The sequence below is a fragment of the uncultured Alistipes sp. genome, from assembly GCF_963931675.1.
GTDB lineage: Bacteria > Bacteroidota > Bacteroidia > Bacteroidales > Rikenellaceae > Alistipes.
Genome location: NZ_OZ007039.1, coordinates 1,519,772 through 1,545,443, shown reverse-complemented (window position 1 = coordinate 1,545,443; position 25,672 = coordinate 1,519,772). Strand labels below are relative to the sequence as shown.

Annotated in this window: 21 protein-coding genes; 11 read left to right on the top strand and 10 right to left on the bottom strand. The window is 57.3% G+C overall.

Annotation, left to right across the window (positions count from 1 at the left end):
* Positions 1-4: 4 nt before the first annotated feature.
* From ABGT65_RS06545 to ABGT65_RS06500, 10 genes are all read left to right on the top strand, one after another.
* Complete coding sequence (locus ABGT65_RS06545) at positions 5-2,179, top strand: hypothetical protein (RefSeq protein WP_346700713.1); 2,175 nt, start codon at positions 5-7, stop codon at positions 2,177-2,179.
* Positions 2,176-4,767 carry a glycosyl hydrolase 2 galactose-binding domain-containing protein gene (locus ABGT65_RS06540; protein ID WP_346700711.1) on the top strand — a complete coding sequence of 864 codons (2,592 nt, stop codon included), beginning with the start codon at positions 2,176-2,178 and terminating at the stop codon, positions 4,765-4,767. The genes ABGT65_RS06545 and ABGT65_RS06540 overlap by 4 nt, the downstream gene beginning before the upstream one ends.
* On the top strand, positions 4,757-6,316 hold the full coding sequence (locus ABGT65_RS06535; RefSeq protein WP_346700710.1) for a sulfatase: 1,560 nt from the start codon (positions 4,757-4,759) through the stop codon (positions 6,314-6,316). Before ABGT65_RS06540 ends, ABGT65_RS06535 begins: the two co-directional genes overlap by 11 nt.
* Before the next feature lie 13 nt (positions 6,317-6,329).
* Positions 6,330-8,420: a hypothetical protein gene (locus tag ABGT65_RS06530; RefSeq protein ID WP_346700708.1), complete on the top strand. Its 2,091-nt coding sequence runs from the start codon at positions 6,330-6,332 to the stop codon at positions 8,418-8,420.
* A gap of 24 nt (positions 8,421-8,444) precedes the next feature.
* Positions 8,445-10,256, top strand: coding sequence for an endo-1,4-beta-xylanase (locus ABGT65_RS06525; protein ID WP_346700706.1), 1,812 nt, complete (start codon positions 8,445-8,447; stop codon positions 10,254-10,256).
* A 250-nt stretch (positions 10,257-10,506) separates the two neighbouring features.
* Positions 10,507-12,915, top strand: coding sequence for a family 78 glycoside hydrolase catalytic domain (locus ABGT65_RS06520; RefSeq protein ID WP_346700705.1), 2,409 nt, complete (start codon positions 10,507-10,509; stop codon positions 12,913-12,915).
* A complete protein-coding gene (locus ABGT65_RS06515; protein WP_346700703.1) occupies positions 12,912-15,209 on the top strand; it encodes a glycoside hydrolase family 3 N-terminal domain-containing protein in 2,298 nt (765 codons plus the stop codon). Before ABGT65_RS06520 ends, ABGT65_RS06515 begins: the two co-directional genes overlap by 4 nt.
* Positions 15,210-15,243: 34 nt before the next feature.
* On the top strand, positions 15,244-16,635 hold the full coding sequence (locus tag ABGT65_RS06510; RefSeq protein ID WP_346700701.1) for a hypothetical protein: 1,392 nt from the start codon (positions 15,244-15,246) through the stop codon (positions 16,633-16,635).
* Between the two features lie 12 nt (positions 16,636-16,647).
* Positions 16,648-18,048, top strand: coding sequence for a neutral/alkaline non-lysosomal ceramidase N-terminal domain-containing protein (locus ABGT65_RS06505; protein WP_346700699.1), 1,401 nt, complete (start codon positions 16,648-16,650; stop codon positions 18,046-18,048).
* A gap of 7 nt (positions 18,049-18,055) precedes the next feature.
* On the top strand, positions 18,056-19,105 hold the full coding sequence (locus ABGT65_RS06500; RefSeq protein WP_346700697.1) for a Gfo/Idh/MocA family oxidoreductase: 1,050 nt from the start codon (positions 18,056-18,058) through the stop codon (positions 19,103-19,105).
* 247 nt (positions 19,106-19,352) lie between these two features.
* Here the strand turns inward: ABGT65_RS06500 and ABGT65_RS06495 are convergent, their stop codons facing one another.
* The 10 genes from ABGT65_RS06495 to ABGT65_RS06450 all read right to left on the bottom strand — a co-directional run bounded on the left by ABGT65_RS06495 (position 19,353) and on the right by ABGT65_RS06450 (position 24,040).
* Positions 19,353-19,484: a hypothetical protein gene (locus ABGT65_RS06495; RefSeq protein ID WP_346700696.1), complete on the bottom strand. Its 132-nt coding sequence runs from the start codon at positions 19,482-19,484 to the stop codon at positions 19,353-19,355.
* 151 nt (positions 19,485-19,635) lie between these two features.
* Positions 19,636-19,947 carry a hypothetical protein gene (locus ABGT65_RS06490; protein ID WP_346700694.1) on the bottom strand — a complete coding sequence of 104 codons (312 nt, stop codon included), beginning with the start codon at positions 19,945-19,947 and terminating at the stop codon, positions 19,636-19,638.
* A 90-nt stretch (positions 19,948-20,037) separates the two neighbouring features.
* Complete coding sequence (locus ABGT65_RS06485; RefSeq protein ID WP_346700692.1) at positions 20,038-20,220, bottom strand: hypothetical protein; 183 nt, start codon at positions 20,218-20,220, stop codon at positions 20,038-20,040.
* 2 nt (positions 20,221-20,222) lie between these two features.
* Complete coding sequence (locus ABGT65_RS06480; RefSeq protein WP_346700690.1) at positions 20,223-20,453, bottom strand: hypothetical protein; 231 nt, start codon at positions 20,451-20,453, stop codon at positions 20,223-20,225.
* A 251-nt stretch (positions 20,454-20,704) separates the two neighbouring features.
* On the bottom strand, positions 20,705-21,031 hold the full coding sequence (locus tag ABGT65_RS06475; protein WP_346700688.1) for a carboxypeptidase-like regulatory domain-containing protein: 327 nt from the start codon (positions 21,029-21,031) through the stop codon (positions 20,705-20,707).
* On the bottom strand, positions 20,958-21,335 hold the full coding sequence (locus tag ABGT65_RS06470; RefSeq protein ID WP_346700686.1) for a hypothetical protein: 378 nt from the start codon (positions 21,333-21,335) through the stop codon (positions 20,958-20,960). The genes ABGT65_RS06475 and ABGT65_RS06470 overlap by 74 nt, the downstream gene beginning before the upstream one ends.
* 394 nt (positions 21,336-21,729) lie before the next feature.
* On the bottom strand, positions 21,730-21,981 hold the full coding sequence (locus tag ABGT65_RS06465; RefSeq protein WP_346700684.1) for a glycoside hydrolase family 88 protein: 252 nt from the start codon (positions 21,979-21,981) through the stop codon (positions 21,730-21,732).
* A 538-nt stretch (positions 21,982-22,519) separates the two neighbouring features.
* Positions 22,520-22,876: an FAD-dependent oxidoreductase gene (locus tag ABGT65_RS06460; RefSeq protein ID WP_346700682.1), complete on the bottom strand. Its 357-nt coding sequence runs from the start codon at positions 22,874-22,876 to the stop codon at positions 22,520-22,522.
* Positions 22,818-23,042 (bottom strand): hypothetical protein, encoded by a 225-nt coding sequence (locus ABGT65_RS06455; RefSeq protein ID WP_346703106.1) that lies wholly within the window; start codon positions 23,040-23,042, stop codon positions 22,818-22,820. Before ABGT65_RS06455 ends, ABGT65_RS06460 begins: the two co-directional genes overlap by 59 nt.
* Positions 23,006-24,040, bottom strand: coding sequence for a GntR family transcriptional regulator (locus ABGT65_RS06450; protein WP_346700681.1), 1,035 nt, complete (start codon positions 24,038-24,040; stop codon positions 23,006-23,008). The genes ABGT65_RS06455 and ABGT65_RS06450 overlap by 37 nt, the downstream gene beginning before the upstream one ends.
* 159 nt (positions 24,041-24,199) lie before the next feature.
* On the opposite strand from ABGT65_RS06450, the gene ABGT65_RS06445 reads away from it, so the two are divergent.
* Entirely contained in the window at positions 24,200-25,672 is a 1,473-nt protein-coding gene (locus ABGT65_RS06445) for a GH39 family glycosyl hydrolase (protein ID WP_346700679.1), read from the top strand.

Below are 25,672 nucleotides of genomic sequence, written 5' to 3'. Positions count from 1 at the left end.
ACCGATGAAGAGAAACTGCGTTCCTGTTTTTCTGATTGCGGCCTCGCTCCTCTGCGGGCCCCGCATTGCGGCACAGGATTCGTTGCCGCCTACGACTCCGCGAGTGGGAGCCTCCTATTTCCCGGTGGCCGTACAGTTTACGCCCGTACCGTCGGGGAACGGCTGGCATGACGAACGCCCTCCCCTGACCGACGAGATCATGCGCGAAACCGTCCATAATATCATCCTGCACGGTTGCACACATATCGCTGCCGGGGAGTTTTCGCACGGCGGGGCCAACCCTTCGGTCTTCGACTATGCGCACCGCCTGGGCATGAAGGTCGACTATACGTCCAATGGCGTACAGCTCTTCAGACGCAATGCACCGCCGAAATATTGTGTCTATTCGCGGGAGTATCTCGATTCCGTGCGTACCCGCATCGAACCGGTGCTTGGACACGTAAAGCGCATCGCGGCGCCGTATACGATCTTCCCCTTCATGGATGAACCCTTCCATGCCGATACCACATCGTTTGATTACCGGGATCCGGTTCGCAAGGCATTCTGCAAGCAGTACGGTTACGAGATGCCGCGTTCCTATGCCGAGGCCCGGCTCGATCCGCGCAAGCATTTGGATTTCGTAAATTTCCAGTCCTTGACCTTCGTGGAGGCGTGGCGCAAGATTTATCGCGAGGTCAAGGCGTATGATGACCGTCCGCTGGTTGTCATGACCCACGACAGCCACAATACGATGGGCGGTGGTGTCGAGTCTGACTCGAAATGGGCTGTAGATGACGTCTTCCACTGGGGAGGGGACTTTGCCGACATGTTCATCTACGATATCTACCCCTATACGATGTTCGACTATCGTTACGGGGAGTACGGCAAGACGCCTAAACCCCGGATCAGCCAGATGCACTACACGCTGGCTCAGATGCGGAATCTTACGACATCCTACGGCAAGAAACTCGGGTTCTGGCTCGGAACCTACAACGAAGGATGGTTCCGCCGCTATCTGACCCGGGAGATGCGCGAGCAGTATTGGATGGAGCGTGAATTGGCCTATACGGCGATCGCCGGAGGTGCCGATTACCTCATTACGGGAATCAATATCCCCTCCGATGCCCGCCACTGGGAGGATTTCGGTCGTGCGATGCGTACCGTGCAGAAGGTCGGAGGCCGGATTCTGGAGTCTCCGAAACCGAAAGCCCGGGCCTGCTTCCTCTTTCCGCGCACGCAGTACGTGCAGTTGCAGGAGGAGTATTTCAACGTGGGCCTGACATTCGAACTCTGCCTGCGGGCCTTTGGCGAACTGGATGTCATTCATGAAGAGCAGATTACCGACGACACCATGAACGGGTATGAGATCCTGGTGCTGGCCGATGTGAAGATGTTGCCTAAGGAGGTTGCCGAACGGATAGTGCGCTTCGTAAAGCGGGGCGGGGTGGTGATTGCTGACTGTGTACCTCAGACCGATGCCTTGATGCAGCCGCTGGAGACGATGAAACGTCTTTTTGGAGTGGAGTCTGCCCGGACCGACCGTGTCGTACAGAAGGGACAGTGGAATCCGTTCTCGATGCTTCCGGCACAATGGGCACATGGACTCAAGACCCCGCCACCCATCCCCGAAAAGCGTTTCGACAAGGCTGCGGGCGAAGCCTTCGGGGTGCCGCAGGATTTCCGGGTCGTGACTTCCCGGGCGTGTGTGGCTTCGGATGCCGGAGTGGTGGCCCGCATGGCCTCGGGTGATCCGCTGCTGCTTTCGCGCCGCGAAGGAACGGGACGTTGCTATCTGTTTGGATTCTGCCTGCAGGATACCTATTTCCAGACTTGGAAGGAGAATGATGTAGAGTCGCGGGCTGGGTTGCAGCGGCTGGTGCACGACGTATTCGCTGATACAGGGATCCGAGCCCGGGCTTTCTCCTCGAATCCGGACATGGAGGTGGCGTTGCGCTGCAATGACCGGGAGGCCTACGTCTTTGTCATCAATCACGAAGCCCGGGAGGCCATTACGGAGGTGGAACTGCGGGACCTTGGATTCGAGGTTGGGGAGATTCTCGATGTCGAATGGGGTCGAACGGTCGATTTTACGCAACAGGATGACGGCAGTGTCCGGTTTACGATTTTGGCCGTCGAAGGGACTCCTACGGGCGTAACACGCCTGTTGAAGGTCTCGCCGAAAAAACAGGGAAATAAATGATGCTGAAAAAACAGATATTCCGCTTGTTGTGTTTCGCAGCGTGGGCAGCCTTGAACGTCTCCGTTGTCGGGGCTGTCGAGCGCTGTGAACTACACGAAGGGTGGCGTTTCCGACAAGCGCGGCTTCAGCAGTGGCGGCCAGCCTCGGTGCCGGGCGTTGTCCACCTGGACTTGCTGGCCTGTGGGTTGATTGAGGATCCCTTCTTCCGTCTGAATGAACGCAACGTACAATGGGTCGACAAGGAGGACTGGGTCTATGAAACGACCTTCGACCTGCCGACTGGAATGTGGAGCCGCCAATGTCACCGCCTTGTTTTCAAGGGTCTGGATACCTATGCCGATGTCGAACTGAACGGAGAGAAGATCCTCTCTGCCGACAACATGTTCCGCGAATGGCGGGTGGATGTCTCCGGACGGCTGCGGAAGGAAGGCAATGTGCTCCGGGTCTATTTCCATTCGCCGATCAAGGTCGACTTGCCGAAGTGGGAGGCACTGCCGTACCGTTATGAGGCTGGGAATGACCAGTCGCAAAACGGCGGGTTGTTTGAAAAAAAGGTGAGTGTTTTCGCCCGGAAGGCGGGCTACCATTATGGCTGGGACTGGGGTCCGCGTCTGGTGACCTCTGGGATCTGGCGACCGGTGGTTCTTGAGGCGTGGGATGATGTGCTCCTCGAAGATGTTGCGGTGGCGCAGCAACGGGTTTCGCAGCGTTCGGCAGAGATTGCCTGCGAAGTCGAGATTACAGCCCGGGAGGTGACTCCCGGAGCACGGGTTGCCGTCTACGATGCCGGGGCGGAACGCCTGCTGGGTGAGGTCGCCTGCGACTTGAAACCCGGAAACAACCGGGTGCGGGTGGAGTTTACGCTTCGGAATCCCCGGTTGTGGTGGTGCAACGGGTTGGGATCCCCCGAACTTTACGATTTCCGCACGGAACTCTCCGTCGACGGCCGGATGGCAGACAGCCGGACGGTTACGACGGGCATCCGTTCGATTGAACTGGTGCGCGAACGGGATGCCGACGGGCAGAGTTTCTATTTCCGGCTCAATGGTGTCCGGGTCTTTGCTAAGGGAGCCAATTACATTCCTTCGGACAGTTTCCTGCCGCGGGTGACACGGGCTGATTACGAAAAGACCGTGGCAGATGCTGCGGCCGTGCACATGAACATGCTCCGGGTCTGGGGCGGCGGAATCTACGAGGACGATGCCTTTTATGACTTGTGCGACCGTTACGGGCTGCTTGTTTGGCAGGATTTTATGTTTGCCTGCAGCCTCTATCCGGCGGAAGGCGCGCTGCTCGAAAACATTCGTTGTGAGGCGGTGGACAATGTAAAGCGGTTGCGGAACCATCCGTCGATTGCCGTATGGTGCGGGAACAACGAAAACCAGACTGCCTGGTTCAGCTGGGGCTGGAAGGAGAACTATGAACGTCAGAATCCGGCCTGGGCCGAGAAGATCTGGAAAGAGTATGCCGACCAATACTTCGTTACGCTGGCCGATGTGGTCCGGGAGTACGGAAACGGAGTGGCTTACACGCCGTCGTCTCCCTTCTCCTCGCCCGACAAGGGGCAGGCCGACAACGAGGGCGACCGCCATTTCTGGGGCGTTTGGAATGCAACACACCCGATCTCGGCATTTCGGGACGAGCGCTCACGCTTCTTCAGCGAATATGGCTTCCAGTCGTTCCCTGAACTGGCGACGGTAATGCGCTATGCCCCTGAGGCGGAGGATTGGAATATCCTTTCCGATGCGATGATGTGGCATCAGCGGGGCGGCATGAATGCCAACGAGCGGATCCGGAAACAGCTGCTCAAGGAGTACCGCGAGCCGAAGGATTTCGAAAGTTTCCTCTATATGACCCAGATTCTGCAGGCGGATGCCGTCAAGATTGCCATGGAGGCGCATCGACGTGAAAAGCCCTATTGCATGGGGACGCTCTTCTGGCAGATTAACGATTGCTGGCCGGTAGCCTCCTGGTCGAGCCGGGACTATTACGGACGCTGGAAAGCGTTGCACTATTTTGCCGCTAAGGCTTTCGACGACATCCTCGTCTCGCCGGTGGCACGCGCCGGCAAACTGGAACTCTGGGTGGTTTCCGATCGGCAGCAAGCTGTCAACGGGTCGTTGGAGGCGGTTGCCTGGACGATGGACGGGAAACGTGCCGGAACGTTCCGGCAGTCTGTCCGCCTGCAGGCCGACGAGAGCCGAAAATGTGCCGAGATCGCTCTCGATGGACTTCTCGGCGGGCAGGCGCCCGAAGAGGTGGTCGTTCAGGTACTCTTCACACCCCGCGGGGAGCGGAAAATCTACTCCAACAACTGTTTCCTGGCAAAACAGAAGGAGATGGCTTATCCCGAAGTCCGGGTAGACACCGCTGCTGCGGCGACTGATTCCGGAATCCGCCTGACATTGCGTTGCGACGGCTTTGCCCGGGGCGTATGTCTCGGTTTGAACGATGCGGAGGGATTCTTCTCCGATAACTATTTCGATCTGATGCCCGGACATCCCGTGAGCGTAGAGGTGCGTACGGATCTCACTCCCGGAGAGTTCGTGCGGTTGTTGACCATTAAAACCTTGAGAGATGCCTACTGATCTGAATATCATACGGGGAACCGCGATACTGGTGGCTGGAGGGTGTTCCGTCGTGGCGGGTTGCGATCGCCAGACGTTGAAACTCGACCGCCTGGAAGGAGCACAGCCGCGCAACGTGGTTTTTATCCTTTCGGACGACCATCGCTTCGATTATATGGGTTTTCTGGGAACGATCCCCTGGCTCGAAACTCCGGCCATGGACCGGATGGCCAGGGAAGGAGCCTATGTCCGGAACGCTTTCGTGACCACGTCGCTCTCCTCACCGAGCCGGGCCTCGATCCTTACGGGACTCTATTCCCACACCCATCACGTCGTGGACAATGCCGCACCGCTGCCCGAAGGTCTGACCTTCTTCCCGGAATATCTCCAGCAAGCGGGTTATACGACCGCCTTCTTCGGAAAATGGCACATGGGAAACGATACGGGGGACCCCCAGCCGGGATTTGACCATTGGGAGGGAATCCGCGGACAGGGTGAATACTGGAATCCTCGTATCAACATCGACGGACAGTGGCAGGAGTTCCGCGACAGCACCTATCTGGGGGATCTGCTCACTGACCATGCCATTGACTTTATTCGCGAACAAAAGGATGCGGGCAAGCCGTTCTTCGTCTACCTTTCGCACAAGGGCGTACATGATCCGTTTCAAGCTCCGAAGCGTTACGAGGGGTGTTATGCGGACAAGGAGGTCCCGCTTCCCGTCTCCTTCCGGAACCCCTTCTACGATATTACGCCTACGCCCAACAAGGATTCCCGGACCGGAAAGCCCCTTTCGGGCAGCGACTACTACGGCGAGGAGATGAAGCCCGATTGGGTGAAACGCCAGCGGGAGAGTTGGCACGGTGTGGATTACGCCTACAACGGACGCCGGGACTGGCAGGATGAGGTGCGGAAGTATTGTGAGACGTTGCGGGCCGTTGATGAGAGTATCACCCGGGTACTGGACAGCCTCCGTGAAATGGGGCTCGATGAGAATACCGTGGTGATCTACATGGGCGACAACGGCTTCTGCTGGGGTGAGCATGGATTGATCGACAAACGTCATTTTTACGAGGAATCGGTCCGGGTGCCGATGTTGATCCGTGCTCCGGGGCTCTTCCCGGCGGGGCAGGTGCTCGAACCGATGGTCCAGAATGTCGACATAGCACCTACGATCCTGGCATGCGCCGGGCTGGCCAAACCGGAACAAATGGTCGGAGAATCTTTTATCCCGCTTCTGCAGGGGAAGGAGGTTCCGTGGCGAAACAGGATCTTCTACGAATACTACTGGGAGCACGAATATCCGCAAACTCCGACCATGCACGGTGTACGGACCGACGATTACAAGTACATCCGTTATCATGGCATTTGGGATACCAACGAATTCTATGACTTGCGCAAGGATCCGCACGAACTGCAGAACCGGATCGCCGATCCCGCTTATCAGGAGATTATCCGGCAACTCGATGCCGATCTTTACGACTGGCTGGAGCAGACCGACGGCATGTCGATTCCGTTGAAGCGGACGGTGCGGCCTCACGGAGACCACCGCAATGAGGGTAACTATTAACCGGAACCGGAACATGAATGCTTATTATCCAAAATATTTGATTTGGACGCTCTGCTTGCTGACTCTGACGGTGCGGTCCCGAGGGCAGGAGACGACGGAGGTGCAGCCCTTTCCCTTCAGCCTGCAATATTACGAAATTGCCGAAGACCGGGAATTCGATCCCGCTACGCTCGACGACCTGCGGGCGCATGGCGTGACGAATATCTGGATCCGGGATTGTCGCAGTGACAAGAGCCGGGCCATTGTGCGGCGGTTTCAGCAGGAGGGGTTTCGGATTGACTTCATGACCCACGGGCACGAGGCCTTCATTCGGGACGAGGCGCCTCGGGTGAGTGTCTACGATCCTACCTATGAGTCGACCGTCCGGGAGAATGTCCGCCGCGGCCTGGCCTCGTTGCGCGAGATCGAGACTCCGGACTACGTGTTCCCATATATCGACGAGCCGTTCCACCGCAAACCCTACTTGGATTACTCCACGGCAACCCGGGCGGAGTTTCAGCGCCGTTACGGTTATCCGATGCCGTCGAGCTTCGAAGAAGCTGCCGCCGATGCCCGCAAACAGCTCGATTTTCTGAATTTCCAGTCGCTGATTTTCCGTGACGGATGGCTCAAGACCGAGCGGATAGTGCGGGAGTTCGATCCGCGGGTCCGGATCGCCATGACGCACGACAGCCACAATGTCTATGGCGGTGGTGTGGGGTCGAACAGCCAGATGGCCATCGACGACGTCTTCTATTGGGGCGGGGATTATGCCGATCTGTTCGTTTATGACATCTATCCCTACCTGACCTTCGATTACCGCTACGGGGAGACCGGCGTCTACCGGAAGCCGCGAATGAGTCAGTTGCACTATACGATGGCGCAGTTGCGCAACATGACCACGGAGTACGGTAAAAAGATGGGTTTCTGGGTCGGGACCTATAACAAGGCGTGGTTTGTCCGTTTCCGGGGCAAGGAGCGGGCCGCACAATATTGGTCGGAACGGGAGGTGCTTTACACGGCTGTAGGAGGAGGCGCCGATTACATCATTTCACCGTCGGACTATATGGGCCACAACCTTCCGGTTGACCGGAATCACTGGGACGAGTATGGTGAAGGTATGCGGATTCTTCAGAAGGAGGGCGCTTGGATTACCGAGGCGCCGAAAGTAAAGGCGAATGCCTGTTTTCTCTTTCCGCGAACCCAATACCTGTTGTTGCAGGAGGAGTATTACAACGTGGGACTGTCATACGAACTCTTCCTGCGGGCGTTCGGCGAACTGGATATCCTGCATGAAGAGCAGATTACCGACGATACGCTCAAAGGGTATCGGGTGCTGGTCCTGTGTGACGTGAAACTGCTGCCGGAGCGGGTGGCGCAGCGGATTACCCGTTTTGTCGAGCACGGAGGCGTGGTGATTGCCGACTGTGTGCCGCAACTCGACGAGAACCGCCAACCGAGTGCCACGATGCGTGAACTGTTCGGTGTGACGGAGGCTTCCACCGACCGGATCCGTCGGGCCGGGCAATGGGTTCCCTTCGTGAATCTGGCTTCGAAATTCTCTTTCCCGCCGACATCGGGCGAAACCGATTCACCGTCGGTGTTCGATGCTGTGACGGAGGGAACAGTCATCTCGAAAATCGTCTCACCCCGACCATGCAAGCCCGTCGAAGGCGTGCAGGTTGCCTGTGCCGACAGCGGAATTCCCTGGAAGATCGACCGCTCGGTGGGGCGAGGACGCACGACACTTTTCGGATTCTGTCTGCAGGATACCTACTTTCACGCTTGCAAGACGGAGGACGATGCGACGCTCAATGCGCTTTACGCTTGGGTTCGAACTGCCTTCGAAGAGGCTGGGGTACAGTCGCACGTATACTCTTCGAATCCCGACATCGAGGCTGCCCTGCGCTCCTCGGATAAACGGGGTTATTTGTTCCTCATCAACCACGAATCGGACGATCCGCATTGTGAAGTGACATTGCGGCAGTTGCCGGGACGGATTGCGGCTTTGACCGACGTCGAACGTGGCGAGGCTATAGCGCGGAACAATGGCTCCGATACGATCCGAATAGAGATCAAAGTCCCTTTCGGGAAGACAAAACTGATCAGAATCGACTATGAATAACCTGAAACCAATAAAATGACCCTTATGAAATCAACGATGTTCCGGCACGTATTGATCGTGCCTTTGGCCTGCACTGCCTGGTTGGCCGGTTGCGGAGACGATGACACGGAATCCGCTTCGACGCAAGGTATGACTACGCCTACTTTGGGGGATGTTGTGGTCGTCGAATCCTCTTTGACGCACAATGCCGTCACTCTGCGAGGCAGCCTCGTGGATTGGGGTGGGGATCCCGATGTATGCGGACTCTGCTGGGGAACGGTGCAGAACCCCACGGTGGATGTGCTCACCAAAATGAATGTTTCGGTGTCGGAGCCGGGCAGTTTCGATATTCAGCTTACCGATCTACTTCCCGAAACTTCCTATTATGCGCGTGCTTATGCTCGGAATCGGAGAGGGTTGGTCTATAGTGCTCAGGTGCAGTTTACGACGTTGGCCGAATCGCCTGAGTTGATGGACTATGCCGAGGTCGGTTCGGTCGAACTGGTGGGAGAGCCCGAGCGGGTGAGTGCAACGTTCAGTTCCGAAATCGTTAGCGACGGCGGCGGAACATTGCGCAGTGCCGGATTGTGTGTCGGGGAGGATCACATGCCGACGGCCGAGACCGGAACGCTGGTCGGGATGTCGTCTCCGAAGGTCGGGGCTTTCGTTCTTGATGTGGGGAGTCTGACTCCCGGAACGACCTACTACGTGCGGGCTTTTGCCGAGAATGCCAAGGGAGTCGTGTATGGGGACGAGGAGTTGGAATTCAAGACCGAGGAGGCTGACATGACACTCAAGGGCAATGCCGGACCACTGCTGATCGGAGGGACGGCTGAAGTACCGCTGAATACGAATCCGACGACCGAGGATATCATCGATACCGAGTACAACGTTTTACAGATCCCGTGCTATCCGACGGCGTGGAACAACTGGTCTTCGCTGGAGGTGTTCGACCTTTCGGCCCAGAAAGCCTGGGTGGACTGGTGCGTAGAGCGGGGCAAGAAGAGTATCGGGCACTTCCTGATGTCGCACAATACCTATTATCCGAGCTGGCTTACGTCGCCTTCGACACCGTGGACGGTCGAGCAACTCTCCGAGATGCTCGAAAACCGGATCAAGAATGTTCTCGAGTCGATGGGCGGCGATCGGGTGGATATGTGGACCGTAGTGAACGAAGCGACAATCCTGGCCAACAAGAAGGGATCCTATCGATCGTGTGTCTGGACGCCGCTCGGAACCGAACCTGAAGAGTCTGGTTTGGGATACAACGAGGCCAATGTTGAAAAGGAGATTCCGGTCTATATCCGGTTGTCCTTCGAATTTGCCCGTAAATACGCTCCTGAGGCGGAGTTGATTCTGAGCGATGCGGGCTTCGAACTCAGTCTGGAAACGGACAAGCGGTGCTGTGCCTTCCGACAGTTGGTCAAGCACCTTCTGGCCAAGGGTACGCCGATTGACGCCGTGGCGCTGCAGACACACATCAAGTTCGGGAAGGCCGGTTTCGATGATCCGGAGAATACGCCGCGTTGGGACCTGCTCGAAAAGCATATCAAGTGGCTCAAGAATACGGGCCTGAAGGTCTATCTCAATGAGGTGGACATGTCGCAGACCTTTACGGTCCCGACCACTCTGACCGAAACGCAGTTGGAAAATCAGAAGAAGGCCTACAAGAAGTGCGTCAACACGGCAATTGGGGCAGGAATCGACGGAATCTTCTTCTGGGGGCTGGGCGATGGTCACGATCCTTCGTTTCGGCCCTACGATTCGGCTCAGATGTACGATTACGATCACAATCGGAAACCGGCCTTTTACGGTGTCCTTGAGGCGTTGATGGCAAACTATCCTTCTGCAGAGTAAATCCGTTGTGATGAAAAGGGTGATTCTTGCATGCTGCTTTTGCCTGCTGGCAGTGCTTCCGAGTCCGGGTGCGGATCGGAGGCCTGCCGTCGGGCACCTGCGTTGCGAATATCTTAGGGAACCGCTCGGAATTGATGCCCGGGCGCCGCGTTTGACTTGGGAGATCGACTCCGATCGGGAATTTCGACAGGCGTTTTGCCGAATCAGTGTAGCTACGTCGCCGGACCTGTTGCGGAAAGGAAAGGCTGACATGTGGCTTTCTTCCCGCATTTCCGGAGCGATGCCGCGTGTCGTCTATGCTGGAAAACCTCTGAGCGCGCATACCCGTTATTATTGGCAGGTCGAGGCGTGGAGTGCCGAGGGTCGGAAACTGACCTCGCCGACGGCCTCCTTCGAAACGGCGAAACTCGCTCCCGAGGAGTGGACGGGCCGATGGATCAGCGACACTTTCGACAAGGAGTTTCGGAAGGCGCCGTTGCTTCGCAAGAGCTTCGAACTGGAGACGAAACCGATTCGTGCGGCTCGGCTCTATGTCTGTGGTGTGGGGTATTACGAATGTTTCATAAACGGAGTGCGGATTGGTGACCATGAACTCGATCCCGGTTATACGCATTTCGACAAACGGGTGCTCTATTCGACCTACGACGTAACAGAATTGCTCCGACCGGGTGCAAATGTGCTCGCCGCGGAGTTGGGGAACGGATGGCTCAATATTCAGTCGCTGGCAGTCTGGGAATTCGAACGGGCCCGCTGGCGGATGCGGCCGCGGATGATTGCCGAGTTGCGCGTGACCTATGCCGACGGAACGGTACAGACGGTCCCGACCGATGGCTCTTGGCGGACGAACAGCGGTGGCAGCGCCTATAACAACCTTTACAGTGGCGAGGTCTATGATGCCCGAGCCGAACGCAAGGGCTGGACCGAACCCGGTTACGATGATTCCAATTGGCGTCCGGCTCAGTTGGTCGAGGCTCCGGCATCGCAGATCGATGCCCAGCAGATGCCGCCGATCCGGATTGTCCGTGAGGTGAAACCCATTGCGATGCGCCGGATCGATGCTTATACCTGTGTCTACGATCTGGGTGAAAACATTACGGGAGTCTGCCGTTTGCAGGTGCAGGGCGAGGCCGGAACCTGCGTGACAATGGCCCATGGGGAACTGGTGCATCCCGACGGACGTTTGAATCAGGGCAATATCGATGTCTATTTCCAGCGTGAGAAAAATGGAATGCCCCAGCATCGCGATCCCTTCGAACGTCTTCAGACCGATACCTATTTTCTCGACGGCGGAGGCCTGGAGGTTTTCCAGCCCAGTTTTACCTATCACGGATTCCGCTATGTGGAGGTTTCGGCTTCGCGGCCGCTGGAGTTGACGACAGAGAGCCTGACGGGTCTCTGTATGCATACCGATGTGGAGCCGGTGGGGAGTTTTGCCTGTTCGGACGAAGTGCTCAACAAACTGGTCGCCGCCAGTCGTAATTCCTATTTGGGGAACTTGTTCGGAATTCCGACCGACTGCCCGCAGCGAGAGAAGAACGGCTGGACAGCCGACGGATATGTGGCGATGGATTACGGACTGTTGTTCTTCGACGGCATTACGGTATATGAGAAATGGATGAAGGATTTTGTCGACAACCAGCGGGAGCGAGGCGATCTGTCGGGAATCATTCCCAGTTCGGGCTGGGGCTATGCCGATTGGATCGGGCCCGTGTGGGATGCAGCGCTGTTCATCATCCCGCACAACCTCTATCTTTATTACGGGGAGACGGGTTCCATTGAGCGGGTCTGGAACACCTGTGAACGCTACCTCGACTACTTGGCTACGCGCGAGAAGAATGGAATCCTGACTTACGGTATTGGCGACTGGGTCTTTTACAAGGCGCGGACCGATACGCACTTTACCTCGACGGCCTTCTACTGGCTGGACCATGCATTGATGGCTCGGTTTGCCGAACTCACCGGACGGGATGCTGCGAAATATCGGGACAAGGCCGCTGTACTCAAGCAAACGATCGTCGACCGTTGGTTCGACGCCGAAAAGGAACTGTATGCCAATGGGACGCAGGCTGCACAGGCCGTGGCGCTGGCGCTCGGACTGGTCCCGGAGGGACATGAACAGGCGGTTGCTGACAACCTTGTGCGGATGATCCGTGAGAATGGCCATCAGCTCGATTTTGGCATGTTGGGCAGCAAGTTCGTGCCTGCGATGCTTTCGGCCTACGGTTATGCCGACGATGCCTATTGGATGATCACCCGTCCCGAAGCGCCTTCGTGGGCCAATTGGATCCATCGCGGGCTGACAACTTTGCCCGAAACCTGGGTGCTGGACGAGCATTTCAAGGATGCTTCACTCAACCACGCATTCCTCGGGGATGTCTCGGCTTGGATGATCAATACCATTGCGGGAATCAATCTCGACCGGAGGAATCCCGGGTTCGACTCGATCCTGATTCAACCCCGCTTTATCGAAGGACTTGACTGGGCCCGGGGGGAATACCGTTCCGTGCGGGGATGGATCCGCAGTGAGTGGAAGCGTTCCGGCAACAAGATCGACTTGACAGTGACCGTTCCGGCCAATACGGAAGCGACACTTCGGCTGGGCGAAAAATCCGTTGCCCTGAAAACGGGTGTAAACCAAATTACCGTAGATGCGTTATGAGAAAGAGTGCAATGAGAAACGTTGTGTCTTTGGCCGCTTTGGCCGTTGCATCCCTGACTGTTGGATGTGGAGACAGAGTTCCGGCTTATAAGAATCCGGAGAATCCGGTTGAGGTTCGGGTTGCCGATCTGCTGGGCCGGATGACCCTTGAAGAGAAAGTTGCCCAGATGCAGGATCTCACGTTCAATCAGTTTTCGGAGAACGGGAAGGTTGATTCGGCACGGATGGATTCCGTTCTTCAGGGTATGAGCTACGGCTCCGTCTTCGGGGCGAAACTTACGGTCGGAGAGTTGCAACAGAGTCTTCTGACCTTGAACCGTTACATGGCCGCCAAAAATCGATTGGGAATTCCGGTGATTGGAGAAGCCGAAGGTTTACACGGATTGATTCAGGATGGTGCCACGATTTTTCCGCAATCCATCGCTCTGGCCAGTACGTTCAACCCCGATCTCGTACATCGTGTGGCCAGGGTGATTGCCAGGGAATCGAAGGCAGTGGGGGTCGATCAGGTGCTTGCCCCGGTTCTTGATCTCGCTCGGGAGTTGCGTTGGGGACGGGTCGAGGAGACCTACGGTGAAGATCCCTATCTGGTCGGACGTATGGGTGTGGCCTATGTTTCGGCCTTCAACGAGGAGGGCGTAATGGCTACCCTGAAGCATTTCGTCGCTCACGGTTCCCCGAGCGGCGGTCTCAATTTGGCGTCGGTCGTGGGTAGCGAGCGGGAGCTCCGTTCGCTCTATTTGAAGCCGTTCCAGGCCGTCATGCGGGAGGCGATGCCTTACAGCGTGATGAACTCCTACAATTCCTATGAAGCGGTTCCGGTTGCAGCATCGCACTGGCTGCTGGACGATATTCTCCGCGGTGAGATGGGCTTTACGGGCTATATCACCTCCGACTGGGGGTCGGTCGACATGCTCCGCCACTTCCACCGGACGGCGGCGGACAAGGCGGAAGCCGCGCGTCAGGCCGTGGTGGCAGGGGTCGATCTGGAGGTCGACGGGGACTGTTACGCCCGGCTCGACAGTCTGGTGCGGGCCGGAGGCCTGGACGAAAAAGAGATTGACAAGTGCGTCTCCCGTATCTTGACGGCAAAGTTCGCCATGGGACTGTTCGACAAGGATTACGAGGCTTTGGCTGACCTGTCGGAGACAGTCCATACGCCCGAGGCGGTGGAACTCGCCCTGGAGGCCGCCCGTGAATCGGCCGTACTGCTCAAGAACGAGAACGGCCTGCTGCCGCTGGACAAAAACCGACTGCGTTCGGTTGCCGTGATCGGACCGAATGCTGCGCAGGTCCAGTTTGGGGATTACATGTGGACCAATGACAATCGTTACGGAATCACTCCGCTGCAGGGAATTAAAGCGCTGGTTGGCGATCGTGTGAAGATCCATTATGCCAAAGGCTGCGATATTCACTCTCAGGATCGCAGCGGTTTCGGCCGGGCCGTTGCCGCAGCACGCAACAGCGATGTGGCGCTGGTCTTCGTGGGCGCCTTGAGCGGAGCTCCGGGACGTCCGTGGCCCAATTCGGTCAGTGGTGAGAGTTTCGACCTTTCGGATATTGTCCTGACGGGTGTTCAGGAGGAGCTGATTCGAGCCGTCGAGGCCACCGGGACTCCCACTGTCGTGGTGCTCGTGGCCGGGAAACCTTCGGCCATGCCGTGGGTCAAGGAGCATTGCGAGGCGGTGGTGGTACAATGGTATGCCGGAGAGCAGGAGGGTCGGGCCATCGCCGAGATCCTCTTCGGCGAGGTCAACCCCTCCGGCAAACTGAATGTCTCCTTCCCGCAGAGTGTCGGACACCTTCCGGTCTTTTACAACTACTATCCTACGGATAAAGGCTTTTACAAGAACCCCGGAACTCCGGACTCCCCGGGCCGCGACTACGTCTTTTCGAGTCCCGATCCGGTATGGGCATTCGGCCACGGCCTGAGTTACACGACTTTCGAGTATCGAACGATGTCGGTTTCGGCAAGGAGTTTTTCGGCGGACGATACGTGTAAGATCACCGTCGAGGTGGCCAATACGGGGACTCGGGACGGCAAAGAGGTCGTACAGCTCTATGTGCGTGACGTGGTCAGTTCCGTGGTTACGCCTGTGCAGGAGTTGCGCCGCTTCGAGAAGGTGTTTATCCCGGCCGGCGAATCCCGTTGTGTGACATTCGAACTGCCGATGTGCGAACTGGCCTTGTGGAATATCGACATGCAGGAGGTCGTCGAACCGGGCGATTTCGAACTGCGGGTCGGCGCGGCATCGGATGATATCCGTCTTCGAGAGACGATAACCGTAAAATAAAATTCCTATCTTTAACAACCTAAACGAATCAGTAATGAAGACTTCTGTTTTTCTGCGTGTTTTGCTGGCCGCACTGCTCTTTTCGACTTCGACCGTTCAGGCCTGGGCCGACGAACCTGTGACGGACGATGACGGGATCCTCCGTATCGAAGACAAACCTTTCGATGTGAACCGATTCGTCATAGGCCGCGATTTCCACGAAAACAAGTTTATCGATCAGGATAAGGGACTACGGGGTATGGCCGATTGCTATTTCAACATGTCGGATGCCTCCGACGGTCAAAAGCAGAACCTCTCTCTTTGTAAGAAACTGGGTCTGAATACGATCATCTCGGCCCGGGGAAAGCACCTCACGGGAAAGGACTGGATGGCCATGAGCGATGAGGAGATCGATGCCTATGTAAAGCAGATGATCGAGGACGGAGGCAAGAGCGATGCGATCGTAGGCTACCATATCTGCGATGAGCCTTCGGCCATGGCCTTCCCGAAACTGGCCGTTGCCGTGGCTGCCGTCCGCAAATATGCTCCGGGCAAGATGGCTACGATCAACCTTTATCCCAATTATGCGACACTGTGGACCCTGGACCAGGTGAAGTCCCAGCTGGGAACGCGGACCTACAAGGAGTATCTCGAACAGGCTGCTACGATCATCAAACCCGACATGATCTCGTATGACAACTACATGGTCCAGTTCTCCATGGACCAGTCCGATGCCAAACGCACGGCCCAGTATTATACGAATATCATGGCCGTCCGGGAAGTTTCGCTCAAATACGGCATTCCGTGGTGGAACGTCGTCTCGGGGAACCAGATCCGCCACTATACGACGATTCCAACGCTCTCGAACCTGTTGCTGCAGGCCTATACGTCGCTGGCGGCCGGAGCTGGAGGAATTCGCTGGTTCACCTATTGGCAGGGCGGCTACAACTACGCTCCGATCAACAAGCAGGAGCGCAGAACCCAGACGTGGCATTATCTGCGGGAGGTCAACCGTCAGCTTTCGATCCTGGGCCCGATCATGAAGCAGCTCAAGTCCACGGGAGTCTACTTCACCGATCCGTCAATTGATCCGTCGCTGCCTCTGATGCCGGGCGAACATGTCAAGCATATCAAGTGTGCCGAGCCGCTGATGGTCGGGGAGTTCCTCAGCGAGAAGGGTAACCGGTACATCATGGTGGTCAACCTGAGCCTCGAACGTTCGGCCCGGTTTATTGTGGAGACCGCGGTGAAGAACGAACGCCTCTTCGTGATCAATACGGGCGAGGAGCAGCCCTATTTCCAGGAGATCGAGGAGACCAAACTCAAATCCACATCGATGTTGGGCGGTTCGCCCGAACAGTTGGCTATGGCCAAGGAACGGGCATACTGGTTGCCTGCCGGGGCGGGTGTCCTGATCAAGTGCAGCGGCCTGGTGCACGAAAACTGATTTTTGCGAAATATGAATCTCTTTGTCAAACTGACACTTTTTGTTCCCGGCCTGTTGCTTGGGGCCTGCGGGGGAGAACAACTCCCGCAGGTCGGCATGGCCGAGGTGGATTATACCCCGGAGGTCGGGAAGGATCTCGTGGGCAACTATCGGGGCGACGACTATGCTTCGCGGGGCAAACACGATCCTCTTTATGCGCGGGCGTTCGTCATGCAGAGCCCGGACGGAGATAAGGCGGCGATTCTGAGTGTGGACATCTGCTGGATGCGCCGGGCGACGGTTGACATGATGCGGAACTATATCGCCGAACGCTCGGATTTGCGTCCGGAACAGATCCTCATAGCCTCGACCCATACGCACAGCGGTCCGAAATCGCTGTTGGATGCCCCGGGTGCGGTGGAGTACCTGCAACGGGCTGCCGATGCCGTCCTGTTGGCCAATGCGGACCTGAAACCGGCCAGACTTCGGTTCGGGACCACGCGGGAGGACAGCGTGGCCTATAACCGCCGTTTGCTGTGCCGCGACGGTAAGATTCATATGTCGTGGGAGAATCCCGATCCCGATTTCGTGGTCGGGGAGGCGGGGCCGATCGATACCGAACTCTCGGTCCTCAGCATCGATCAGGTCGGAGGTGCCCGCGGAGCGGTGGTCAATTACGGATGCCATGCCACGACCCTCTCCGGTAACAACTGGCTCTATTCGGCCGATTATCCAGGCTATATGGCCTCTTCGCTGAAGGCGAGCGAAGGTGCCGATTTTGTTCCCGTCTATCTGAATGCTCCCTGCGGGAATGCCACGCAGGTGAACTATCGGCGCGGGTATATTGATACGTATGAGGAGTGTGAGGTTGTGGGCAATCGGGTGGCCGATGCGGCTCGCCGGGCGATGTCGGCGAGTTGTAAGGTCGAGGGTGCCGAGGTGGCGGTTATTCGGCGGTTCGTCCCGGTGAAACGTATCGCCATCAGCGAAGAGCAGTATGCTTGGGCCCGTCGGGTCATGGAGAGAGTTGCCCGGGAAGGAATGCCTCCGTTCCAGCTCAACGGAATGCCCGACGAGTATTATGCCCAGGAGTGGATCGGAATGTATGCCACGCAGCAGGAACGTGACAGTCTGGAGGTGATGGCGTGCCGCGTGGGGAATGTGGCGGTTGTGGGGCTACCCGGGGAGTTTTTTTCCGAATTCCGGCGCATGATCCGCGAACAGTCGCCTTTCCCGCATACTCTTGTGGTGGGGATCGCCAACGACAATCGGAAATATTTTCCGACAAAAGCTTCCTTCGAGCAGGGTGGAACGGGTTATTTGCCGATGGCGCATGGTTATGAAACGACACCCGGGACCACGCTGTATGAGGTCGGAGCCGGAGAACAGTTGGCATCCGTAGCTGTCGAATTGTTGAACCTTTTGAAAAACTGATTGCAATATGAGGCGTAGAGTCAGGTGGGGTGTGATCGGATCGGGAGGGGTCTTTACCCGTCATACGGTCGTGGAGGGTTTGCTTGCCGCCAATCACGCCGAATTGGTTGCCGTATGTGATGTCGGCAATGAATTGGAACGAGCGGTCCGGAGCGAATATTTTATAAGGAGCGTAGGTTCGATCGACGAACTGCTCCGGGTGGGGATCGATGCTGTACTTGTGGCTTCCGAAGATTCCGTGCGCGCGGAACATGTCGAACGGGCAGTTCGATCCGGGAAACATGTCTTGTGCGAAGAGTCTCCCGGACACGACCCGGCACAGACCCGGCGAATCATCGGCTTGTGCCACAAGAACGGGGTACTGCTCGGCAGCGCCTTTTTTCTGCGTTTCCTGCCGGAGTTTCAGCGGATCCTGGAATTGGCCCGGGATGGGGTGCTGGGAACCTTGAGATACGGTCGGGTTCTGTATGCCGACTGTCATCCGGCTCCCGGAGTCTCCATTGCCAGACAGAACCCGTTGGCGAATATCGGGTGCCACTGCATCGATCTGCTTGAAATGTTCTTCGGAGAGGCTTGCAAGGTGCATTGTTTTTCGACGGGACGGAGTCTTGAACCCGATTCCGTCGAGAGTTCCGTCGTGTCGCTCTCCTTCAACAACGGGGGAATGGGACATGTTTATGTTTCGGTCTCTCCGCAGAAAGACGCGATGGACAATTTTTTCGAACTTTACGGTTCGCAGGGCTATGTGACCGTGGAGATGGCGAAGAATGGAAAGGCAAAACTGATCCTGCGTTTGTACGGAAAGTCTGCCGAAGAGGTGATCTGCAAGGAGGAGTATACGCTTTTCCCGGATGAAATGAATCCTTATCAGGCCGAGATCGAGGAGTTTTGTTGTGCGATTCTGGCGGGTGATACCCCTTACAACAGTGCCGAACTGGGCCTTCGCAGCCAATGTCTGCTTGAAGCCTGTCAACGCTCTGTTCGGGAAGGAATCGCGGTGAATCTGCCTTTCGGCGAGACCTTGTTGTCGTTCGTCGGATTGTTGTGTTGCTTCTGACCGATTCACTGCGCTTGTTCCGTTTATTGACGGAATCCTCTTGTGTTTTCCGGGGAGGCGGAAACGTTGTAGAACACGGATTTGCGGATGCCGTGCTTTCCCACAACTCATCCTCTGGATGGATCTGACCCGACGGGAGCCTCCCACAAGCCAAACACCTGCCCGTACAGCACCCGGTCAAACTGCAGACTTTGTATCCGACGGAGTTACTCCATCCGGGTGGGTTGCGGACTCTGGTAGGAACGCTTCAAGCCTTCGAAGTCCAGAGTACGGCCTTCTGGAGCACCGTGTCGGCATCTCCGCAGAGAATCCGGAGCGTATGTTTGCCCGGCCGGACGATGTGCAGTGTGGTCTTGTTCACCCGGCAGTTCTTCAGCACGCTTTCGTGCCAGACAGTGCGTACTCGATCGAAGATATCGACGGATTCATCGCCGGACCGTCGTCAATCGCCACGCGTACTGCGTTTCGAGATTCGTAGCCTCATGCCCGGCATAGCCGTGGTCGGCGCTGATGACGAACGTTGGAAGAACTTAGGTGTAGACGTCGACCAACCCCTGTTTGAAGGTGTAGAAGTCGTACTCCAGGGAGGACATCTTGTCGCGGCGTGTGTTCTGCTTCGGGTGGGTCGGGTTGCCCATCTGCACGGCGGTGTTCTCCACCCCGAGATTCGGAATCAGACGCATCCGGATGACGTTGTTCTCCCGTTTGTGCTGCATGTAGAGTTCCTTCATCTCCTCACGGATGGGCGATATGGGATTGAAGACAGAGACGAGTATCTGCTTACGGATTCCGGCGGCATTCTCGATCGTCAGCGAATTTGAAAACGCCTCGTCGACGGGCACCTTCTCCCAGTTGATCGATGCTTCGATCCGCTCCTCGGTGCGGGTGCGGCCCGCACGGAGGCTGGCGATGCCCCCCCCCGTCGTTTGGCGTCAGGCATCACTCCAGTTCTCCGACGCCCCGGTTGTAGATGTCGACGAAGAGCGTGTGGCGCAGGAAGGTGTCGAACGTCGATAGGGTGTGTAGTTCCCCATTTCTTTCATTACGGCCTCACCCTCGGCCTTGACGGCCAGTTCGGCCAGTTCGAAGTAGGTCGAAGCGAATCCCTGCTTCATGGTCATGATGTGGTTCCACTTGCCGCCGCAGAGGGGCTGTAACCCTTCGTGATAACCTGCAGCGAGTCGTCGCAGAGGCGGCTTTCGGCAGCCAGCGAATCCGTGGCGGCACGCTGTTGGGTGGCGTAAAGGAGGTTTTGCTGCCCGCTCAGCGCCATGCGGTTCAGGTGCTCGCAGCCCTTCACCGGATAATAGAGTACCTGGTAGAAGCAGGCGCGCTTCTCCTCGGGCATCTCGTCGATCCACTGCGTATTGGGATAGAGTCGTTATCTACGCGGCCACGGTATTTCTGAATGGTCTTCGCGCTGAAGTTGGGGGCAGACTGTCGTTGAAGCGCGATTCATTGACCAGTTCGAGGTAGTCCCACGAGTTGACGAACTTCGGCAGACGCTGCGGCAAGGTTGCTCGTCAGGTTGCTCGATGAGGACTGTATCAGTTCCCGGGAGCCGGCAGCAGCGATGGTGCTGACCATGGCCTGCCGTTTCTACTTGCCGTAACCCTCGACGACCTCTTCGATCTGGTCCGTATCGGCTTTCAGTTGGACGTTGATCACATCCAGGCCGTGGATTACGTGGGTCTGCGACAGATAGCCGATGTAGCTGATCGTAATAGCCTGCTCGGGCGTAACGTCGAGGACGAAGAGACCGTCGGTGTTGGTCGTGGTACCGATGTTGGTGTTTTGAATGTAACCGGTGGCGCCGACCTGTGGGATCCGTCGGTATCGGTGACGGTACTGGTCACACGATGCTTTTTCGAAGTCGCGGAACTTTGGGCGGCAGTGCCCGAACTTTGAGTGTACGCTGTGCCGCATCCACTGCCAGGAACAACAGAAGAAGCGGCCCGGCGCCGAAGATATTGTAGCCTACGGCATTGTTCTCCGTTCGGGAGATCTTCGTCACGAGGCTCGTGCTGGGTTCGATACTCTTGTCCTCGTTGCCAAAGAACATGTCGAACTTGGCGACCTGCCGGTTGAAGAGATCCGTATCACCGGCCGCTTCGGCATACCAAAAGGCTCCGAGCCAGGCACAGACGTTGGGATAGAAGGACCGCGAACTCTTGGTCGAGGAGTGCATGTCACCCCAGTTGGAGTTTTCCGAGCGGAGGTAGAGCTCCACGATTCCGTTTTCGATCGTGCGGGGCCTTTCCCCGAGGGGGAAGTAGTTCAGGTCCTACTCTTCGACGTCGGGATCCGGTTCGGGATTGGACTTCGTGCCCGATCCTGATTTGAGGATCGCTTTTTCTTTGCATCCGGCCTGTCACAAGCCGGCAAAGAGCAGGAAAATGACGATCATCCTCTGGAAGATCCATTTCGTGGAGATTTTCGTATTAATCCGTATTACAGTTTATAGGGCTTTACGTCGCACGAGAGGGCATAAGCGCACCAAAGCATGGCGGCCTGTCCGTGGAGGCCGCCGGTCAGTGATACCAGTCGAAGCTGTTATTGGCGTCGATACCTTCGCAGACGTTGCGCAGGTTGTCGTTCTCGTCCAGGTAGGAGAACAGCGAGAGCTACGCCTTGCGGGTCGCCGTGCCGTAGATCTTCTTGTCGAGCCATCCGTTTTTCACGCCGAGGGCCATGGCATAGGAGAACAAGGCCGTCGAGGAGGTCTCCTTCCAGGTGTTCGGGTTGTCGATGATCTGACGCCACATGCCGTCGCAGGCCTGGTAGCGCAGCAGCGTCGACATCATCAGTTCGTAGGCGGTGCGGATTCGCGGCAGGTCGGGGTTGTCCTTGGGCAGCATCCGCAGTATCTCGGCCATTCCGACGGCCATCCAGCCGTCTCCGCGGCCCTGGAAGTAGGGGGCTCGGTGTGGTGGGAGAAGATTCTGTTGGAGCGCTGGATGCGGTTGAGGTAGAGGACCATCTCACGCGCAGCACGGTCGATGTATTTGCGGTCGCCCGTAACCAGATAGACCCGAGCCTGAAGGTCGGTGATCTTGAAAATGGTGTCGACCCAGAGCCGGGTCTGCCACGAGTAGCCCTGATCAGCATACTCCTTTGCCTCGGGGAGCTACTTGTAGTGTTTTGGGTCTTTGGGCAGGATCCACTGGCTGTCGGCATACATCTTGGCATTTGGCAGGCGGGTCTTGCTCGTGATCTTGGCCATACCTCACACGTCGCCCGGGATGACGGTCCGCTCCCCGGCGGCGATTCGCGGCCGGTTGCGGCCGAATCCGCTTGGAGGGAAAGGGCATCCGTATTGCCCCCCTCTCGAAGACGTCGCCGAGAGCGAGGCGAACTCTTCGCGGTCGTAACGCCGCGGTTTGGGGATTGGCAGCCGGTTCTGCGGGGCGTCGGTCAGGCAGAGCCGATAGTTGTAGGCCTGGATCGTACTGTCGCCCTCGTAGGTCGAGCCTTTGCCGTTGGGGCCGTGCTTCCGCGGTAGATCTTTCCAGCGCGCGGTTCGCCGTATTCGTCGGCCCCTTCGCGCCCGAGGCGGAACGGCACTCCGGCTGCAGCGCTCAAGTCTCCCTCATAGGTGGCGTCGATGAATCCGTCCGCGGTAACGCTCCGTGCGCCCCGTCGTACGGTCGAGGATGCGGATCTCGCGGATACGGTCGCTGCGCTTGATGACGTTGCGCGCGTCAGCGTCGAATTACCGGAGGGCCCGGACCGTGATCTTCCCGAAACCCGCCTCGGCGAGCATTCGGGCAAAGAAGTCGCTGACGCGTTCGGGGCTGAGTATCTGCCACAGCGAGGCGACGGCCCGGCCCGGTGCGAAGATGTCGTTGTAGAATCCCTTGTCGTTCTTGCCGTAGTCCCGGCCTTCTGCCGGAGGGAGTTTCAGAACGTATTGCGGCGGATCATCTGGAAGTCGCATTTGATCTTGGCCGGGGCCTTGTCGAGAATCATCCGCGCAACCAGGATACCCATCTGCCGGAAATCGGTCGAGATGGTGGTCAGTCCGTTGAGGATGATTTCGTTGATCGGCGACTCGTTGTAGGAGATAATGCTGATGTCGCGTCCCACCTTGTAGTTCAGCTCCCGGGCCCGGCGCACGAGTTCGATCAGTCCGAGGTCGTATTGGCTGTTGAGGATCAGGTATACCTCCTTTTCGCGGATGATCTCCGGGGTGATCTTCGTGTGGAACTCCACGGCGATATCGTTGTCACGGCAGAAACGCTCCACGGCCTTGCTCACCGAGGAGTAGTAGAGGCTCGAAGGGAGCGTCACGACGTTGAGTTTCGAATAGCTTTTGAGTTTTTTGAGTCCGTACCCCAGTCCTTCGTAGGCGTCGTTGTCGAAATCCTGGTAGACGGCGCCGTAGTTTCCCGGGAGCGCCTTCATCCAGTAGTCGACCATGATCAGCTTGCGGTTGGGGATGCGTGTGAGAATCTTCAGCACCCGTTTCTGCGTGACGGCATCGAGCGGGAAGTGGGGTGTGATGACGTAGTAGTCGAACAGGTCGAGATTCTCGTCGATGTAGTATTCCAGCAGGTCCACATTCTGGTTGTGGAGGCGGATAGTTACCTCGGCGGCATCCCCGATCTCTTCGGCGAAGGAGTTGAAGAGCACCTGCTTGTAGGTGCTCAGTTTGTCGAACAGCAGCAGAATGTTGAGTTTGTTCGACGTACCGGTAGCGGCTACGTAGAAACCTTTACCCTGTTTTGCATCGATGCAGCCCTTGTTCCGGAGTATGGAGTAAGCCTTTTTCACGGTCTCCTTCGAGATGTCGAGCAATGCCGAGAGTTCGTTCATTGAGGGTAACAGATACCCTTCGGGGTATTCTCCGCTGCGTACCAGTTGCTCGACCTGTCCGACGATCTGCTTGTAGACCGGAGTCTGACTTTCCTGGTCGATTTTAATCTTTTCCGGCATATCAGTCGTTTAAAAAAGTGAAATAAATCTTGGAATGTCTAAAAAAATGCCTATATTTGCACCACACTACACAACACTCCTCATAGAGAAGACCACACCTCACAACTTTTATGTTGCGTGTTACAAAGATATGAAAAAAACTGTTAACCGACTTTGAAAATGAAAAAAACTTTCCTTGCCGTTCTTCTGGGAGCGAGTCTTCCTTCGGCCGTTTTGGCGCAGCATTGGTCGTTGACCTGGAAGCAGATGCAGTCTGTTTCGCCTGAGTTGGAGCTTGTCGGCCGTATCGAGACGCGGTCGTCGCGGGAACTTGCGAATCCCCGCTGGTCGGTCGGATGCGAATGCCTCGACCGGGAGTATGCCGATTTTTCGGCCTACAAGCCCTATGTGGGGGAGCTGGGGGTTGGCGCTGCGCGCATCCAGAGCGGCTGGGCGCGTTGCGAGCAGAAGAAGGGCCGCTACGATTTCGGATGGCTCGATGAAGCGGTCGACGGCCTTTGCGAAGAGGGGGTCCGTCCGTGGATGTGCCTGGCCTACGGGAATCCGGTTTACGGGGCGCAGAAGAGCCTGGGATCGCGGATTTTCACCGATGAGCCGACGCTGCAGGCCTGGGAGCGCTACGTGACGGCGGTTGTGGAGCGTTACAAGGATCGGGTGCACGAGTGGGAGGTCTGGAACGAACCCAACCTGCAGGGGGCAGACCAGTCGGCGGCTTATGCCGAACTGTTGATCCGCACGGCGGAGGCGGTCCGCAAGGTGGACCCTGAAGCCGTCATCATCGGATTCGGGCTTTCGCGGATGCCGGTCGACTTTACGGGCAAGGTGCTGGATATTCTGCGTGAGCGGAACAAACTCGGATTGATCGACTATGTGAGCTTCCACCCCTATCATGAAAATCCCGATGATGCGACGCCTGGGATCGAGGCGTTGGCCAGGTTCGTGGCCTCGTATGATCCGCGGATACGCCTCTTCTCGGGTGAGAGCGGATGCCCTTCGGTGCTGGAGTGGGCCCATGCCCTGCGTTACCACGAGTGGAGCGAGTATAGCCAGGCCAAATGGGTGGCGCGCCGCCTGGCCAACGATTTCGCGCTGGGGATCCGCTCGTCGATCTTCGCCATCATCGACAACCAGTATCCCAATATGCTCCAGTCGTTCGGGCTGCTGCGGGCCAACCTGTTGAAGCAGGTGGTTTACAAGCGCCCCTCGTACCACGCCATGCAGCACATGGTCAACCTGCTGCACGCCGGGGTGAAGGCTGCCGGACACCCCGCCTTCTCGGCCAATACGGCGCGGGAGATCGCGCTTGTCGAACTGGCTGATACGGCCGATACGCCGATCGGCGTGATGTTCTGGTATGCCGACCGCATCCCGTCGGATGAACTCGCCTGGGACCGGGTCGAGCTGAGTGTCGAGGGCCTTTCGCTGAAGGATCCGGTGCTGGTGGAGCCCATCACGGGCCGCATCTTCGAACTGCCCCAACCTCACGGAAACCGCGACGGCGGGCGGATGAAGTTCACCGGCTGTCCGGTCTGGGACGCTCCGATGCTGCTCATCGAACGCAGTGCCGTCCCGTTCCAGGGTGCGGCGGCGGAACGCCGGGCTGCCGGATCGAGCGTGGATATGTTGTACTGA